Consider the following 15,667-nt stretch of genomic DNA (forward strand, 5'->3'; position numbering starts at 1 on the left):
ATATCCTGCTGGCCGTCGATCTGCTTCTGCTGATTCTTTCCATAGGCGTTGTAGCGCTTTCCATCCGGGTATTTCTCAAGAGGAAGGCGGAGCGGGTCAGCGCATAAAAGATTCAGGCTGGTTGATCTTTCAGTGGGGGGATAGGTCCCGGATGTAACGGCCCTGGCGCTCTGGATGGTGGGTGAGGCCCTGTTGCGGCTGGTCCGCAACAGGGTGTGCGAAAAAGCCCCGGGTGGGCCGCGGCCGAGGAGGCTTAGGAGGGGTCGCCGCGGCGCTGCAGAAGGCGCACCCGGTGAAGGAGGCTGTCGCAGAGCGCGGTGTCCTCCGGGTACAGCTCGCGGCGGGTGCGGACCACGGAGCGGGCCTCGTAGTAGAGGCCGCGACGGCTGAGCAGGGCGACCTTGAGCCAGACCCAGCCGAACGGGACTTTCCCATCCGGGCCGGGGTCGCTTTGCTCGAGGCTTTCCAGACGTTCGAGCAGCGCCCCCAGCTCGACCAGCCCGTTGTCGTCCAGCACCCCGAACCAGCTTGAATCGGCGGCCTCGGGGCCGTGTACGCTCCAGCGATAGACCTCCCCCAACTGAAGCAGGCTGTCATACTGTGCGCTTTTCACCCGTCCGTCACGGGTGCTCAGGCTGTAGAGCGCCCGGCGCTTGCCCTCTTTGCGCAGGGTGAACCGGCACTCCAGGCTGTCCCCCTGCCACTTGAACGCCTCCGGAATGTCCAGCAGCACCGCCCCCAGGGGATATACCAGGAACGCCTCCACCGTGTCGGCCTCGGCCTGTTCCGGGCTCAGGGACTGGATGAGCCGCGCGTAACGTCCCTCGAACCAGCCCAGGGCCTCCACGGCCAGGCCGAACAGGCTGTCCGGGGCGGCGGCCGCCTCGGGCAGGCGCTGGGTGAGGCCGGGGGCCAGGACCAGCATCCGGCAGTCCGGTGTAAAGAGGAACGCCTCGGCCGGGGCGCCGAAAGCGTTGGCCACAGTCTCCCCGGAGCCGAACACCTGCCCGCTGTGCAGCTCCGGCCCGCAGACCGCCACCGCGGCGGGAGCGCCAGCGCTCAGGCGTGCGGCGGCCAGCAGGCAGAGGGCGATGAGCCAGTATGTCAGCCGGGTTTTCATCCGCTCAGATCGTGATGACACGCGTGTTCGTGTCCTTGAGGTATTCGGTCAGCGGCTGGCCCATGCCCCTCACCTCGACCCCCAGGCTGGCCAGGTTGTCGCTCACTCCGTAGCTGTCCGCGCAGGCCTTGCAGGCCTGAATTTTTATCCCGGAGTCCAGCATCCGGTGGGCGTACTCGCGCAGCTCGAGGTCCACTGCCAGAAGGCGGGCCGAGGCGCCCCAGACGATCAGGGTCACATCCTTCCACCAGAGCTGCGCCTTGGCGTTGAACGTGTACATGAACGCCATTTTGAGGGCGACCTCGCGGTCGCCGCTGGTCCAGAGCACGACAAGCTTATCCGGCATGCTGCAACCATCCTGCGGGGTTGTCGGTTCGGTTTCAGGTCGGGATTGTGCCGCCGGGCTGAAAGCGGCCATTGCGGCCAGGGCCGGCGCTGCAACGGCTGCGGCCAGGAACTCGCGGCGTCCGGTCGCGGACGGGCCGGTGCTGACCGTTCGGGGCATCGGACCTCCGCACCTGGGATAAGGTTCAGACCAGCTCATCCGCGCGGCTGCGCACCTTGGCCCAGGTCTCGTCCACCCGCTGCTGGATGGTCAGGAAATCCGCCTCCTGCAGGTGGTGGAACCTTCCCTGGGCCTCCAGATACTCGCGCACCGGGCGCGGCGAGGGATTGTCGCGCAGCACCCGCCGCACTCCGTCGAACACCTCGACCAGCGGGTAAACATTGGTGGTCACGGCCAGGCGCGCCACCCGGATCGAGTCCTGGGGCCGGGTCTGCCAGCCGGTGGGGCAGGGCGAAAGTATGTTGATGAACTTGGAGCCCTTGATAGCCCGGGCGCGTCGCACCTTGGCCACGAGGTCCTCGGGGAAAGACACCGTGGCCGTGGCTGCGTAGGGGATGTAGTGCGCGGCCATGATCTCAAGGATATCTTTTTTGGGCGCCTGCTTGGGGTGATGCTCGGGCGTGGTGGTGGTCCAGGCCAGAAGCGGGGTGCTGCTGGAGCGCTGGATGCCGGTGTTCATGTAGGCTTCGTTGTCGTAACAGATATACAGGAAATCATCATTGCGCTCCACCGCGCTGGAGAGGGCCTGCAGGCCGATGTCGTACGTGCCGCCATCCCCGGCCCAGGCGACTACCGTAGTATCCTTGAAGCCGCGCCGCCGCAGTCCGGCCAGCACGCCGCTCGAGGTGGAGGCGGCGGTGGCGAACGGGGTGTGCAGCACCGGCACCCGCGCGCTGGAATAGGGGTAGAGGCCGTCGATAATGCTGCCGCAGCAGGCCGGGATCACGATCACAGCCTTGCCCTCCAGGGCATTAAGCACCTCGCGCAGGGCGATGGGCTCGCCGCAGCCGGGGCAGGCCAGGTTGCCGCAGCCGAACGGCTCGTCCTTGAGGTAGCGGCGCAGGTCCTCGGCCGGAGGGGTGGCGGTTGTGTTTTCGCTCATGTACGACCTCTATCGGTTTCCGCAGGCGGGATATATCCCGCCCCTACGACATACGGTTGGCGTTTCTACATTTCCGGATGTGCAAGGCAGGCCGTAACCGATGTTACACACCCTGGCGGCCAGCTTCCCCCCTTTTGAAAAGGGGGGCCAGGGGGGATTTAATCAAACGGTCCGCTTTATCCCCTTTACGACTGAGGCAGGAAATGATTTATTATATCAAATCCCCCTCAATCCCCCTTTTTCAAAGGGGGAGGCAAAGGCACACACCCCGGCGGCTAAAGCCGCCACCCCTCTTTTTAGAGCAACTATGTTGCTTAGTGGGGGGATTTAAATGCACGGCCTGCCCGTGCCCTGTTCTATTAATGGTTGAGCCCGAGCCAGTTGAGCCGTCCCGGCACGGGCGGGTGCTCGCCCTCGGCCACGTCCAGCATGCGCTCGATATTCTCGGGCACGATATCCCGTCCGCCCAGGCCGGCGACGAACCCGAACACCCGCGGACCGGCCTTGCCGCTGTCCAGTCCGTAGAGCGCCGATTTGACCTCCTGGCAGAGCGGGCTGTCCGTGCCCGGGCTCACCGACTGGTCGAGCACCGCCACGTTCTTCGCTCCGCCCAGCATGGCCCGCAGGTCCGCATACGGGAACGGGCGGAACATGCGCATGCGCACCAGGCCGACTTTGCGCCCCTGTTCACGCAGGCGGCGCACCACGTGACGGCAGGTGCCGGCGCTGGTCCCGGCGGCCACGAGGACCGTCTCGGCGTCCTCGACCATGAACGCCTCGGTCAGGGGCCAGTTGCGTCCGAATTCTCTGGCAAACTCCGCGCTCACCTCACGCGCGACAGCCTCGGCGGCGGAGGCGCCCTCGGCCTGCTGCTGCTTGAACTCCATGAAATACTCGGGGCTGGTCACCGCGTTGAACGTGTGCGGCTGCGACGGGTCCACCACCAGGGGCGGGTCCCAGGGCGGAAGGAAACGGTCCACCGCCTCGGGCTCGGGGACATCCACCGGCTCGGCGGTGTGGCTGAGGATGAAGCCATCCAGCAGCACCATGACCGGTGTGGCAACCTTTTCCGCCAGGCGGAACGACATCAGCACCGTGTCCAGCACCTCCTGGCAGCTCTCGCAGAAGAACTGCAGCCAGCCGGTGTCGCGCTGGGCCATGCTGTCGCTGTGGTCGCACCAGATGCTCCAGGGCGCGCCCAGGGCGCGGTTGACATTGGCCATCACGATAGGCAGGCGCGCGCCGCTGGCCCAGTGCAGCATCTCGTGCATCAGGGCCAGGCCCTGGCTGCTCGTGGCGGTGAAAGTGCGCACCCCCGTGCTGGCGGCCCCGATCACGCAGGCCATGGCGCTGTGCTCGCTCTCCACCTTGATGAAATCGGCGTCCAGCATGCCCTCGGCGCAATAGAGGCTAAGCTTCTCGGCCACGCTGGTCTGCGGGGTGATCGGATAGGCCGCGATCACCTGCACGCGGGCCAGGCGCACGGCTGTGGAGACCGCCTCGTTGCCTGTAATCAGCTCTTTCAGGGTTTTTTCTCCATGGTGATTATGTAGCGCGGGCATTCCTGGGCGCAGATCCCGCAACCCTTGCAATACTCCTTGCGCACCGCGTAGGCGCCGTCCTGGGCCTGGATCGCCAGGTCGGGGCAGAAAATCAGGCAGTTGTCGCAGCGCACGCAGGTGCCGCAGTCGAAGCAGCGCGAGCTTTCGGCCACGGCCTGCTCCGGGCTGAACGCACCGGCGATCTCCGCCCGGCTGCCCAGCGGGTTTTTCACCAGCGTGGTGGGGGCCTCCTGACGGGGCCGCGGCTCGAAATAATCCGTGTTTATTTTCGCGAAAGCCACGCTCTCAAGGCTCTGGCCACTGTCGCGCGGAAGGTCGAGTCCGGCGAGCAGGGTGTGCATGTTGCGCGCCGCGGCCACGCCATCGGCCAGGGCGTGGCTCACCGAGTTGATCCCCGGGCCCAGGTCGCCGCCGGCGAACACTCCGGGCGCGGTGGTGCGCAACAGGGCATCCACCCGCAGACGGCCGTTTTCGTTCTGGATGTCCGCGGGTAGCCAGCCCAGCTCGGGGGTCTCGCCGATGGCGAACACAACAGTGTCGGCCGGAGCGTGGAACGCGCTTCCCGGCACCGGCTCGGGACGCGCCCGGCCGGAGGCGTCCGGCGCGCCCATCCGCATGCGGATCATCTCCAGCCCGCTCACCCGTCCGTCCTGTACGGTCAGCGTGGTGGGCGCGGCCTGGAAGACGAAATCCACACCCTCGCCAATTGCCTCGCGCACCTCCTCCGGGTGGGCCGGCATCTCGGCCAGGCTGCGGCGGTAGTAGAGGCTGACCTCGGCTCCCAGGCGAAGGCCCGCCCGGGCCGCGTCGATAGCCGTGTTGCCGCCGCCCACTACTGCCAGGTGTCGGCCGGTGGCGACTTTCTGTCCCAGGTTGAAACGCTTGAGGAATTCCAGGCCGAAGAACACGCCCTCGGTGGAGGCGGGTATCGTCACGCCAGGGTCGCGGGAGCCGTGGGCCCCGGTGGCCAGGAATATGGCCCGCGACTCGCGCGCCACCTCGGCCAGGTCCTCAACGGGAGCGCCCAGGCGGAACTGCACGCCCACTGACTCCAGGCGCGCCAGCTCACCATCCAGCACGTTGCGCGGCATACGGAACTCGGGCACGCCCAGGCGCAGCATCCCGCCGGGCGAGCTTTCGCGCTCGTACACCACCACCGGGTAGCCGGCCAGGCGCAGGCCCCAGGCGCAGCCCATTCCGGCCGGGCCGGAGCCGACCACCGCCACCGGGGGGCCGCCCCGCTCGGCTGCGGGCGTCCAGGGTGGGGTCCAGCGCTCCTCCAGGGCCATGTCGCCCAGGAAACGCTCCGTGCCGTGGATATTGACCGCACCGTCCAGTTCGCCCCGGTTGCAGGCGCTTTCGCAGGTGTGGTAGCAGACCCGCCCGCAGGCCGCGGGCAGGGGGTTGGCCGCCACGATCAGCTCCCAGGCCTCGCGCCAGCGTCCCGCACGCACCAAGTGCATGTAGCGGTTGACCGGCTCACCCAGCGGGCACTCCATGGCGCAGGGCGAGGCTTTCTCGCGGTAGACCGGGGCGAAGAAACTCCAGGCGCCGGTCTTGTTCCAGCGCATATCCGCCAGGTTCACCGAAACCGGCGGCAAGTCCTTTATCGGGGACCCGGATTCACTGCTCATCGATATTCTCCGGGGAAAGAGCGAAACGGAACATTCAAATCCCGCCGTGGGCCCGCGCGGGAGCGGCCAATGTCCGGTCGTCCTCGGGCAGCACGGCCTTGTCGAAAGATTCCTTTACCGCGGCGATATTGTCGTCTGTCCTGCGCTTGATTATCTCGATCACCGCTCCGAGAATGGAATCGAGGCTCACGATCCCGGTGAACCGGGCGAAAGCCCCGAGGATGGCCGTGTTGACAATCGGGCTGGCGATGGAGCCGAGCTTGTGCTTGAGCGCGATGGAGCTGGCATCCACCGTGGCGACCCGGCAATGCTTGAAATGGCCGAATTCGGCGGGGCCGCAGGGCGAGTTGACCAGCACGCCGCCGCCCGGTTTGAGGCCCTGGATGGTCGAGGGCAGGCCGGCCAGGGTCGGGTCGAGGATGACCACGTAATCCGGCTGGTAGATATGGCAGCGCAGCTCGATTGGGCGCTCGTCGAAACGCACGAAAGCCGCCACCGGGGCCCCGCGGCGCTCCACTCCGAAATGCGGGAACGCCTGGACCCAGCGGCCCTCCTCGAACAGGGCGCGCGCCAGCATGCTGCAGGCGAACACCGCGCCTTGCCCGCCGCGGCCGTGTATCCGTATCTCTATCATCGACTTCCTTTTATTGACAATGTTCAGGCCTCTGTTTCCGCCAGACCTGCTGCATTATAAGCGGAAGCCCGGCGCTTCGCAAGCCGATTTTTCTGCGTGTGGAGCATCCGGCGGGGCTGGAGGTCGCACCGGTGAGTACGACCCGGATGGACTGGGCGGGTGAACCGGCGCATAACACAAAAAGCCGGGCGAGATATATCTCGCCCCTACGAAAGAAAACGGGCGTGGACAGATTGTGTTACAGGGGGGCTGTACGGGTAAAACTGCAGGGGCACGGCGCGCCGTGCCCCTGTGGATACCGACGGATGTAGGGGCAGGCCCCTGTGCCTGCCCGGTTTGGGTCAGACCCGCAGGCCGCTGCCCGTGGCCGCGGACCAGGTCACGATCCCGCCGCTGAGGTTGCGCGCCTGGAAACCGTTCTGGCTGAGGATACGCGCGCCGATGTAGCCGCGCAGCCCCACCCGGCAGTAGACCAGTATCTCACGGTCGCGCGGCAGGGTGTCGAGGTTTTCGCGCAGGTCGTCCAGGGGCAGGTTGAGCGCCTCGGGCAGGTGGCCCGCGGCAAATTCCATGGGCGTGCGCACGTCCAGGATCAGCGCCCCGCTGCCCGCGGGCTCATCCCACTGCGCCGCCTCCACCTTGCCCTCCAGGACATTCTGCGCCGCGTAGCCGGACATGTTAACCGGGTCCTTGGCCGCGCCGAAAGGCGGAGCGTAGGCCAGGTCCAACTCGGTCAGATCGTACACGCTCATCCCGGCGGTGATCGCCGTGGCAAGGATGTCGATCCGCTTGTCCACGCCCTCGCCGCCCACGATCTGCGCGCCCAGGATACGGCCATCCGACGGGGCGAAGAGCAGCTTGATCGACATGCGCTGCGCCCCTGGATAATAGGTGGCGTGCGAGTAGCTGTGGGTCCAGGAGACCCGGTGCTCGATCCCGAGACGGGCCAGGCGCTTGGCGCTCGCGCCCACATGGGCCGCGGCGAGGTTGAACACCCGCACCACTGAAGTCCCCAGGCTGCCCTTGAATATCCGCTCCGCGCCCAGGACCGCGTTGTCGGCGGCGATGCGGCCCTGACGGTTGGCGGGGCCGGCCAGGGCGATCAGCTCCATGTTTCCGGTCACCAGATCGCGCACCTCGACCGCATCTCCCACAGCATAAATATCCGGGTCGCTGGTGCGCATCCGGTCATCCACGCGGATGCCGCCGCGCGCGCCCAGCTCCAGCCCGGCGGCTTTGGCCAGCCCTGTCTCGGGCCGCACGCCCACGGAAAGAATCACCAGCCCGGCCTCAACCACGCTGCCGTCGGAAAGCCCCACGCGCAGGCCCTCGCTCGCCAGCTCGAAGCTTGTGGCCTGTACACCCAGGTGAAGTTTGACTCCGTTATCCTGCAACTCAACCTTGAGGAACGAGGCCGCATCCGCATCCAGCACGGGCAGCACCTGGTCCACCATCTCGACCAGGTGAACCTTGAGGCCGAGGCGGCTCAGGCTTTCCACCATCTCCAGCCCGATGAACCCCGCGCCCACCACCAGGGCAGAGGCGGGCTTGCGGCTCTCGACCCAGGCCTTGATCCGCTCGGCATCCGGCACGTTGCGCAGGGTGAACACACCCGGAAGGTCGGCGCCGGGGATCGGCGGGACAACCGGCGAGGCACCTGGGGCCAGGATCAGCTTGTCGTAGGTCTCCTCATACTCTCGTCCGGTCTGCAGTTCGCGTACTTTCACTTTCCCGGCGGCGCGGTCGATCGAGATCACATCGCTGTGCGTGCGCACATCGATCCGGAACCGCCGCGCCAGGGACTGCGGGGTCTGGACCAGCAGCGAGCCGCGGTCGCGTATCTCGCCGCCCACGAAATAGGGCAGGCCGCAGTTGGCGAACGAGACATGCTCGCCGCGCTCCAGAATCACTATTTCAGCCTTTTCATCCATCCGGCGCGCCCGCGCCGCGGCCGAGGCTCCGCCGGCCACGCCTCCCACTATCACCAGTTTCATCAAAGCTACCTTTCATTTGATGGTAGTTTCTGTCTTCTCGAAACCAAACTATGTAGTCCATAATAACAGTCCGGAGCCTGTTTGTCTATTCGTCCGCGAAAACCCGTGAGACGGTGCGAGTTTGGTTTTTCCACGAAGAGGGGATATATTGCTGTAGTATATATTAAAACTTACGGGAGGAGGAAGATGCTGAACCGCAGAGTGATGATAACCCGCCGCGGGGGACCGGAGGTGCTCCGGGTGGTGACCGGGGAGCCGCCGCAGCCGGGCGAGGGACAGGTGCTGGTGCGGGTGGAGGCTGCGGGAGTGGCTTTCGCCGACGTGATGATGCGCGAGGGCATTTACCCCGGCGCTCCGCCGTTCCCGTTCAGCCCGGGCTATGACATCGTGGGGCGGGTGGAGGGCCTGGGCCCGGGCGTGGAGGGTGTGGCGGAGGGCAGTCGCGTGGCCGCGCTCACCGTGCGTGGCGGCTATGCGGACTATGTCTGCCTGGACGCGGAGGACCTGGCGCCTGTGCCAGAGGGCCTCGACCCGGCCGAGGCGGTGAGCCTGGTGCTCAACTACCTGACCGCCTGGCAGATGCTGCACCGGGTGGCGCGGGTCGAAACCGGTGACAGCGTGCTGGTGCAGGGGGCGGCGGGCGGTGTGGGCACCGCGCTGTTGCAGTTGGGCGGCCTGGCCGGTCTCAGGATGTTCGGCACGGCCAGCCGGGGCAAGCTGGCCCTGGTGGAAAGCCTGGGTGCAGTGGGCATCGACTACCGCAGCGAGGATTTCACCGCGCGGGTGCGAGCCGTCCTGGGCGGCGACCGTCTGGATGCGGCTTTCGACCCGCTGGGCGGGCGGAGCTGGCGGCGTTCGTTCCGGCTGCTGGGTTTCGGCGGAATACTGATAGGTTACGGGTTCTACGGCGGCATGCGGGACGGGCGGCGCAGCCCGGTGGGCGCGCTCAAGGCCCTGGTGCGCGACCCGCACTTTTCGATCCTGCCGCTCATCGGGGGCGGCAGGCGGATTGCGGGCTACAACGTGACTTCGCTCAAGAAACGCCGCCCGGGCTGGCACCGTGAGGACCTGGGCGTCCTGTTCGAGCTGCTGCAGGCGCGCAAGATCGCGCCGGTGATCGCCGAGCGCCTGCCCCTGGAGCGGGCGGCGCGGGCGCACGAGCTGCTGGGCGCGCGGGCGGTGAGCGGCAAGATCGTGCTGCTCACCGGGGCGTGAGGGGCACTGGTTATTCGGAGGCCGCAAAAACAAAAGGGCGACCATCCGGTTGCCCTTGCCTCTTTCATTGAAAGGCATCGGTTATCGTAGGGGCAGGCCCCTGTGCCTGCCCCATTTATACGGGCGGCCACAGGGGGCCGCCCCTACATAACAAGGCTTAGGAAAAAACCTGGGCGAACACAAGGCTCACCCCTGCAAAAGGAAACTGACGTCCGCGATTCGGTTTTTGCTGCCTCATGCTCAGCCCCGGCTGTCGTACAGCTCCATGGCCAATGGCAGGCAGGTGGCCACCCCGCGGATGCCGCACACGGTCAGGCTCATCAGGACCGCGTCCCGCACCTCGGCGCGGGATGCACCGGCGGCCTTGGCCATGGGCACGTGGAACTTGAGGGCCAGGGCGTCCGCCTCCGCTGCCTTGAGCGCGATGTAGATCAGGTGCTTGGTCTTGCCGTCCAGCCCATCCGTGCCCACCAGCGAGCGGATCAGGCCGTCGAACGCGCGCGCTACCTCGGGGGCCTCGCGCTGGAACACCTCCAGCGGATTGGCGCCGCTCTTTCCTGCCTCCATCCTGCCACCTCCCTCCGAGTGGGACAGAATCAGTCCCGGGTCCATTTTTCGGCTTTTTTCAGCCAGTCGCGGGCCTCGCTCTCGCTGTCGGCCTTGACCTCGATCAACAGGCCGCGGCTGGACACGTTCGCCAGGGTGTTTTCCACGTCCTGCCGTTCCATATTCTGCAGCACCAGCAGCTTGCCCTTGTCCTGAATCCTCTTGTACAGCGGATACCACTTGGGCGAGCCAACCGAGGGGTTGCCCGCGCCCGGCACCCACTGGATCCCGTCCAGCTCCGGGATGTCGAGCAGAAGGTCCAGGTGCTTGATCTGGTCCGGACCGTCCAGGTGGAAGATGCTGTGGCCCAGGCGGACACATTCCTGCTGAAGGTGCGGCACAACAAACTCGGCGAACATGTCCGGCGAGAGCATGGCCGAGAAGTCGCACTGCGTGTCGCCGCCGCAGCCCTCGAACCAGATGCTCATCCAGTTCGAGGCCCCATCCTGGTGCGGCGCGATCAGGGCATGCAGGCGGTCGAAGCTCTCCAGCCAGACCCGGTTCACGGCCTCGGTGGCCGCCTTGACCGCGTCCGGGTTGTCCATCATATCGTACAGCACGCGCTGGGTGCCGCGCAGGTGGCAGATTATGTCGAACACGGAGTTGAGGTCGGTCATCCCGGCGAAATACTTGCCCGGCGCGTTCTCGGCCGCCATACGGGTAATGTCGCGGGTGACGCGCCACCACTTGTTGTCCAGGTCCAGGCGGCTGGCGGCCAGCTCCTCCAGCGAGACATCCCCCGGGGCCTCGAACCAGACCGTGTCGTCGTTCACTTTCAGCTGCGCGCCCAGAAACGCGGCCGGCACTCCGGGGCCCAGGTTGACCCAGAGGTTGGGGATGAACTCTCCGCCGAAAAAGGTCTGGCGGCAGTAGTTTTCCCACTCGGCCAGGATCAGCTCCGGCTCGTCATAATGCTGGGCCAGGAAAAACGGGTGCCAGCGGCTGGTCTGCGGCACATTGTCGCGCGCGCCTGTCACCTGGAACACCACCCGGTCGACAAGCTCGCCCCGCCAGAACGCGCACATGCGCTCGCGCACCTTTTCCCAGTCATCCTTGTAGAGCATCGTGCCTCCGTGTTTGGGTCAGAAAGATATCATTTATCCGAGTTGTATTCCATTCTTTCGACAGAGTTCCGGCTCCGCCCTGTCTGCGACCTGGCCCCGGTGAGGAATATCCTTTACGCGCGGCCCGGCCGGGGATAATATTTTCAAGGCGTCGATTTGAATAAAAATTAGTGCGGATAAAAAACCATTCAAACATAAAAGACGTCTTCCCATTGTTCAAGCTAAATCGGTGTTCCCACGCCGGAAGCGGAGGAGGGACTATGGAGCGCAGAGGTTTCCTGGCCCTGGGGGGCCTGAGCCTGGCAGTCGGAGCGTGCAGCGGCAAGGTGACGGTCGATAACCAGCCGGGGGCCTCGGGGCCGGAGGGACGGTCCCATCCGGCGGTGGTCCAGACCTCGGCCGCGGGGTTCCAGGTGATCCACGACCGCGCCACATTCCTCGATCAGTACAAGTACGACCACTGGACCGACCCGGCCGCGGACTGGAAAAAGGACAACGACCTGTTCTGCGAGCTGTCCGGCAAGTGGGCGCGCCTGGAGACCCCGATACAGCGCCGTCCGGGCGAAATTCTGCCCGGCCTGTGGCTGCTGGGGCCGGAGGATTACCACCAGTCGATCTATCTGATGGACACGGGCGAGGGCCTTCTGCTGGTGGACCCCAGCTACACCCGGTTCCAGCCGCTGGTCGAGGTGCAGATCCGTCAGCTCGGGTTCCCGCTTGAGAAAGTCCGCTGGGTGCTGCTCACCCACATGCACTTCGACCACTCCGAGGCCGCGGCGGCCTGGGAGCGACGCGGGGCGGCGGTGTTCGTGCCCGAGGGCGACGCCCCCTACGTGACCGGCCAGATCAAGGCCCAGGCCGGGGACATCCCCGACCCGGTGAAAAGCCCGGCCACTTTTGGCGAGGGCGCGCCGCTCACTTTCGGGCGCGCGAGCCTGACCGTGATCCACACTCCGGGCCACACGCCGGGCGGCTGCTGCTACGGCTTGACCTGGGACGGCAAACCGGGGCTGATTTCCGGCGACATCGCCCTGCACCTGGGCCGTCACGCCTGGATGGGCGCGGACTACTGCAATTGGGACCAGTACCTGGCCAGCCTCTGGAAACTGTACCGTCACCCGGAAGGCGAGAACTGGAAGTTCATGCTGCCCGGCCACGGCAGCGTGGACCTGGATGGGGCTCGTGACAGCCTGTACCGGGTGATACTGGTCACAAGCGAAATCATCCGCGCCCGGCGCGCCGGGAGCAGCATCGACTGGATCGATCCGCTGGAGCTGTTCTGGCGCCGCCGCCTGGAGGGCAAGCCTGAGATAGAGCCGCTCGAGGCCTGAGCCGCTCTTGAGGACAGAGGATAAGGAGAGAGGGATGTCGAGGAATTTCGAGATCGTCGACGCGCACACGCACATACCGCCGGAATGGGCCGGCCTGGCGGTCCGGGTGATGGACCGCACCGGGATTGCATGCAGCGTGACCCTGGGCTGGATGGACGCTTTCGGGCCGCGGCTGGACCACATGCTGAGCGTGTTCGGGCGCTGGCCGGGGCGGTTCGCGCAGTTGACCAACATCGACTGGTCGCGGGTGGACCGGCCGGATTTCGGCGCTGCGGCCGCGGATGAGCTGGAACGGGGGGTGGAGCGCGGGGCCAGGGGCCTCAAGATTTTCAAGAGCCTGGGCCTGGAGGTGCGCACCGCGGACGGCCAGCTTCTGCGAGTGGATGACCATCGGCTGGACCCGGTGTTCGAGCGCGCCGGGCGGCTGGGGGTGCCGGTCCTCATCCACGTGGCCGACCCGCCGGCGTTCTGGGAACCGCTGGGCCAGAACAATTTCTGGAGCGGCGTGCTGGTGGGCGCCTACGCCGAGTGGAGCTACTACCGCAAGAACCTGCCCAGCCGGGAGGAACTGCTGGGCGAGCGCGACACCCTGTTCGAGCGTCACCGCGGCACGGTGTTCGTGGCCCCGCACATGGCCAGCATGGCGGATGACCCGCTGGCGCTGGAGGAGCAACTGGAGCATCACCCCAACATGTACGTGGACATCTCGGCCCGTCTGCCCGCAATGGCCCGCAACGAGACCCGACGCCGCCACTGGCGTGACCTCTGTATCCGCTGGAGCGAGCGGGTGCTGTTCGGCACGGACCTGATCTACGACAACCCGAGCGTGGCCAGCGGCATCCAGAGCCAGAGCTTCCAGCGCCCGGAGGATGTGGACATCCGCGGCCTGGCGCCCGAGGAGGCCTACGAGAAGACCTCGGCCGAGTACGTGGACTGCCATATGCGGTTCCTGCTCTGGGAGCGCACCCAGCCCACGGCCCCGTTCCGCCGTCAGGCCGGGCATACCAGCCTTCCCGGGCTGGGCCTGCCCGATGAAGTGGTGCAGAGGATTGTCCACGACAACCCGCTGCGGGTCTACCACCTGGAGGGGTAAGCCCTAAGCGCGGGTAACGCTGGTAATCGTTTTTGCAGGGGCACGGCTGCCGTGCCCCTTTTTTTACACACCCCGCCCGCTGGCGCGGGCGCCCCTCTTGATCGAGGGGAATTAAAGCACCGTTCTTCGGGCCGCGAGGGTTACTACGGGCGGTGGCGGGATCAATCCACTCTAAGAAGAGGGGTGGCGGCGTAGCCGACGGGGTGTGTAGCGGTTGTCCCGCGCGAAGCGGACAGGGTTGTACAACCCGGACCAAAACGACGCAGGGGAGGGTTTCAAACCCTCCCCTACAGGTATCTCAACCCGGTGTTCCGCGGCTTTCCCGCTCAGGCGGAGTCCCACTTGCGGATGATCTCGAGCGCCTTGTCCGGGGCGGCATCCTGGATGCCCAGCACCGGGATGTCGAGGCCGGCCTCCTTGAGAGCGATTATCAGCTCCTCCATGTAGGCCCCCCGTCCGGCGTGCTCATCGCCGTACCATGTGAGGTCGACCCCGCAGCTCGGGCTGCCGTCCAGCCCCAGTACGCCCAACACCCGGTAGCCCTGTTTACGGTACTGCCGCACCTGGTAGACTATGTCCGAGGCAAGAGTGCGAAGGTAGCGACGGCCGATGGGGGTGGAGAGCTGATCGTAGATTTCCACCGGCCCGCCGCGGCCCAGGCCCAGGGCGCCCAGCTCCGGGCAGGCCATCTGCACGATCCCGATCCCGCGCTCGATCAGCTCGGCCGGCACCTTGGGAATGGCCGAGGGAGTGTAGGCGCATTTCCTTATCCGGGCGTTCTGGTTCAGGATGCAGTGTGCCACGAATATCACCTTGCGGCTGCGGGCGTCCTTGAACTCCGGGTGCTGCTCGATCATGCGCTCGCTGTCGTATTCGACCCTCTTGTCCTCCTGCGCGCCCAGGGCGGCGGCGGGAAGGGCGGCGGCCAGGGGCAGGCCCTTCAGCATGTCGCGCCGCTTGATTCTGTGAGTTCCTGGCATTTCGCCTCCTTCGTTGAGATTAGAGGAATCGCCGCTCAGGGCTGCTGCAACGACAGTATGATCGAGATCAGCTCGTCGCGGATGCGTTGCGGCTCGTTGTACTGGTCCAGCACGCTGACCTCGTCGTGGTCCTCGCCCCGGGCCACGCGCTGACGGCGGGTGGGTTCCACCGACTCGCGCAGGGCCATCAGACTCTCGCTGGACACGGCCTTGCGGTCGCCCCGGGCGCGGGCGATGGCCCGCTCGGCCGTGGCGAAATAGCGCAGGTCATCCACCGCCTCGCGCACACCCTCCCAGGCGGTCGAGCGCACCGGGTGCTCCGGGTCGGAGTCGTTGCGGTACACCGCGCAGCCGTCCGGATCGTAGCCCCAGTAGTCGTACATCCAGAAAAATGTCCCCTGGGCTTCCACGCGCCAGGGCAGCGCCCCCATGTCGTAGCGCGCGGTGTGGACCGCGCCCAGGGGGAACGAGTAGACCCAGAAATCCTTGCCCATCTGCTGGGCGGCCTCCATGCAGCCGGTGAATTCGCCGTCCGAGACGAAACTGTCGCACTGGTCGGTCATGCTCTCGGCCCAGTCGCGGCGGTTCATCACCACCCCGTAGACCCGGGTCTCCGGTGTGGCTTTCTTGAGCAGGTCGTAGCGGTTTTTGCAGCGCTCCAGGAGCCTCTCGGTGGGCTCGTCGTAGATCAACACCACCATTTCCTGGCGCCAGCCGCGCTCATCCCAGTGCGTGCGTATCTGGCGCAGGCCCTCCATGAACAGCTCATCCAGCCTGGGGCCCACCGGCGGGCCGATTATCGCTTTGCCGTCGATCACCTCGCTGGTGTCCACCGGCAGGCCGAACGCACGGGCCAGGGCGGTTTCGTAGTGCAGGGAGTGGTCGTTGCCCAGGCTTATCACCACCGGCCCGTCCATGCCCGCGGCATCCAGGTGCGCCATCAGGCTGTCCTGGCCGGTGAAATCGAGCACGAGCTTGCCGTCCAC

General features: G+C 66.3%; 14 protein-coding genes. 3 read left to right on the plus strand and 11 right to left on the minus strand.

Going from position 1 to position 15,667, the window contains the following annotated elements; translation table 11 throughout:
• Positions 1-253 precede the first annotated feature (253 nt).
• The 7 genes from LLH00_05545 to LLH00_05575 form a co-directional block, all read right to left on the minus strand.
• On the minus strand, positions 254-1,120 hold the full coding sequence (locus tag LLH00_05545; GenBank protein MCE5270730.1) for a hypothetical protein: 867 nt from the start codon (positions 1,118-1,120) through the stop codon (positions 254-256).
• A 4-nt stretch (positions 1,121-1,124) separates the two neighbouring features.
• Positions 1,125-1,466, minus strand: a complete 342-nt coding sequence (locus LLH00_05550) for a DsrE family protein (GenBank protein MCE5270731.1) — start codon at positions 1,464-1,466, stop codon at positions 1,125-1,127.
• 184 nt (positions 1,467-1,650) lie between these two features.
• Positions 1,651-2,568 carry a thiamine pyrophosphate-dependent enzyme gene (locus LLH00_05555; protein ID MCE5270732.1) on the minus strand — a complete coding sequence of 306 codons (918 nt, stop codon included), beginning with the start codon at positions 2,566-2,568 and terminating at the stop codon, positions 1,651-1,653.
• Between the two features lie 359 nt (positions 2,569-2,927).
• Positions 2,928-4,130: a pyruvate ferredoxin oxidoreductase gene (gene porA / locus LLH00_05560; GenBank protein ID MCE5270733.1), complete on the minus strand. Its 1,203-nt coding sequence runs from the start codon at positions 4,128-4,130 to the stop codon at positions 2,928-2,930.
• On the minus strand, positions 4,091-5,764 hold the full coding sequence (locus LLH00_05565) for an FAD-dependent oxidoreductase (GenBank protein ID MCE5270734.1): 1,674 nt from the start codon (positions 5,762-5,764) through the stop codon (positions 4,091-4,093). The genes porA and LLH00_05565 overlap by 40 nt, the downstream gene beginning before the upstream one ends.
• Before the next feature lie 34 nt (positions 5,765-5,798).
• Positions 5,799-6,398, minus strand: a complete 600-nt coding sequence (locus LLH00_05570; protein ID MCE5270735.1) for a 2-oxoacid:acceptor oxidoreductase family protein — start codon at positions 6,396-6,398, stop codon at positions 5,799-5,801.
• A gap of 341 nt (positions 6,399-6,739) precedes the next feature.
• On the minus strand, positions 6,740-8,392 hold the full coding sequence (locus LLH00_05575; protein ID MCE5270736.1) for an FAD-dependent oxidoreductase: 1,653 nt from the start codon (positions 8,390-8,392) through the stop codon (positions 6,740-6,742).
• 186 nt (positions 8,393-8,578) lie between these two features.
• Here LLH00_05575 and LLH00_05580 point away from each other — a divergent pair, with 186 nt between their 5' ends.
• A complete protein-coding gene (locus LLH00_05580) occupies positions 8,579-9,607 on the plus strand; it encodes a medium chain dehydrogenase/reductase family protein (protein ID MCE5270737.1) in 1,029 nt (342 codons plus the stop codon).
• A gap of 240 nt (positions 9,608-9,847) precedes the next feature.
• Here the strand turns inward: LLH00_05580 and LLH00_05585 are convergent, their stop codons facing one another.
• Together LLH00_05585 and LLH00_05590 are read right to left on the minus strand one after the other, a co-directional pair.
• On the minus strand, positions 9,848-10,174 hold the full coding sequence (locus LLH00_05585) for a carboxymuconolactone decarboxylase family protein (protein ID MCE5270738.1): 327 nt from the start codon (positions 10,172-10,174) through the stop codon (positions 9,848-9,850).
• Positions 10,175-10,203: 29 nt separating this feature from the next.
• Positions 10,204-11,277 (minus strand): hypothetical protein, encoded by a 1,074-nt coding sequence (locus LLH00_05590; GenBank protein MCE5270739.1) that lies wholly within the window; start codon positions 11,275-11,277, stop codon positions 10,204-10,206.
• Between the two features lie 260 nt (positions 11,278-11,537).
• Between LLH00_05590 and LLH00_05595 the strand changes: the two genes are divergently transcribed.
• Together LLH00_05595 and LLH00_05600 are read left to right on the plus strand one after the other, a co-directional pair.
• Entirely contained in the window at positions 11,538-12,608 is a 1,071-nt protein-coding gene (locus LLH00_05595; GenBank protein ID MCE5270740.1) for an MBL fold metallo-hydrolase, read from the plus strand.
• Between the two features lie 34 nt (positions 12,609-12,642).
• Positions 12,643-13,701: an amidohydrolase gene (locus tag LLH00_05600; GenBank protein ID MCE5270741.1), complete on the plus strand. Its 1,059-nt coding sequence runs from the start codon at positions 12,643-12,645 to the stop codon at positions 13,699-13,701.
• Between the two features lie 326 nt (positions 13,702-14,027).
• On the opposite strand, the gene LLH00_05605 is transcribed toward LLH00_05600, so the two are convergent.
• Positions 14,028-14,681, minus strand: coding sequence for a hypothetical protein (locus LLH00_05605; GenBank protein ID MCE5270742.1), 654 nt, complete (start codon positions 14,679-14,681; stop codon positions 14,028-14,030).
• Positions 14,682-14,716: 35 nt separating this feature from the next.
• Positions 14,717-15,667 (minus strand): hypothetical protein (locus tag LLH00_05610; GenBank protein MCE5270743.1); only part of this gene is annotated, 951 nt, incomplete at its 5' end.

It is taken from the genome of bacterium, assembly GCA_021372515.1.
Classification (GTDB): Bacteria; Gemmatimonadota; Glassbacteria; order GWA2-58-10; family GWA2-58-10; genus JAJFUG01.

Coding starts and splice junctions, on each gene's coding strand:
- LLH00_05575 (MCE5270736.1), bottom strand. CDS start 8,392: ATGAAACTGGTGATAGTGGGAGGCGTGGCCGGCGGAGCCTCGGCCGCG.
- LLH00_05555 (MCE5270732.1), bottom strand. CDS start 2,568: ATGAGCGAAAACACAACCGCCACCCCTCCGGCCGAGGACCTGCGCCGC.
- porA (MCE5270733.1), bottom strand. CDS start 4,130: ATGCCCGCGCTACATAATCACCATGGAGAAAAAACCCTGAAAGAGCTG.
- LLH00_05550 (MCE5270731.1), bottom strand. CDS start 1,466: ATGCCGGATAAGCTTGTCGTGCTCTGGACCAGCGGCGACCGCGAGGTC.
- LLH00_05565 (MCE5270734.1), bottom strand. CDS start 5,764: ATGAGCAGTGAATCCGGGTCCCCGATAAAGGACTTGCCGCCGGTTTCG.
- LLH00_05600 (MCE5270741.1), top strand. CDS start 12,643: ATGTCGAGGAATTTCGAGATCGTCGACGCGCACACGCACATACCGCCG.
- LLH00_05545 (MCE5270730.1), bottom strand. CDS start 1,120: ATGAAAACCCGGCTGACATACTGGCTCATCGCCCTCTGCCTGCTGGCC.
- LLH00_05605 (MCE5270742.1), bottom strand. CDS start 14,681: ATGCCAGGAACTCACAGAATCAAGCGGCGCGACATGCTGAAGGGCCTG.
- LLH00_05570 (MCE5270735.1), bottom strand. CDS start 6,398: ATGATAGAGATACGGATACACGGCCGCGGCGGGCAAGGCGCGGTGTTC.
- LLH00_05585 (MCE5270738.1), bottom strand. CDS start 10,174: ATGGAGGCAGGAAAGAGCGGCGCCAATCCGCTGGAGGTGTTCCAGCGC.
- LLH00_05595 (MCE5270740.1), top strand. CDS start 11,538: ATGGAGCGCAGAGGTTTCCTGGCCCTGGGGGGCCTGAGCCTGGCAGTC.
- LLH00_05580 (MCE5270737.1), top strand. CDS start 8,579: ATGCTGAACCGCAGAGTGATGATAACCCGCCGCGGGGGACCGGAGGTG.
- LLH00_05590 (MCE5270739.1), bottom strand. CDS start 11,277: ATGCTCTACAAGGATGACTGGGAAAAGGTGCGCGAGCGCATGTGCGCG.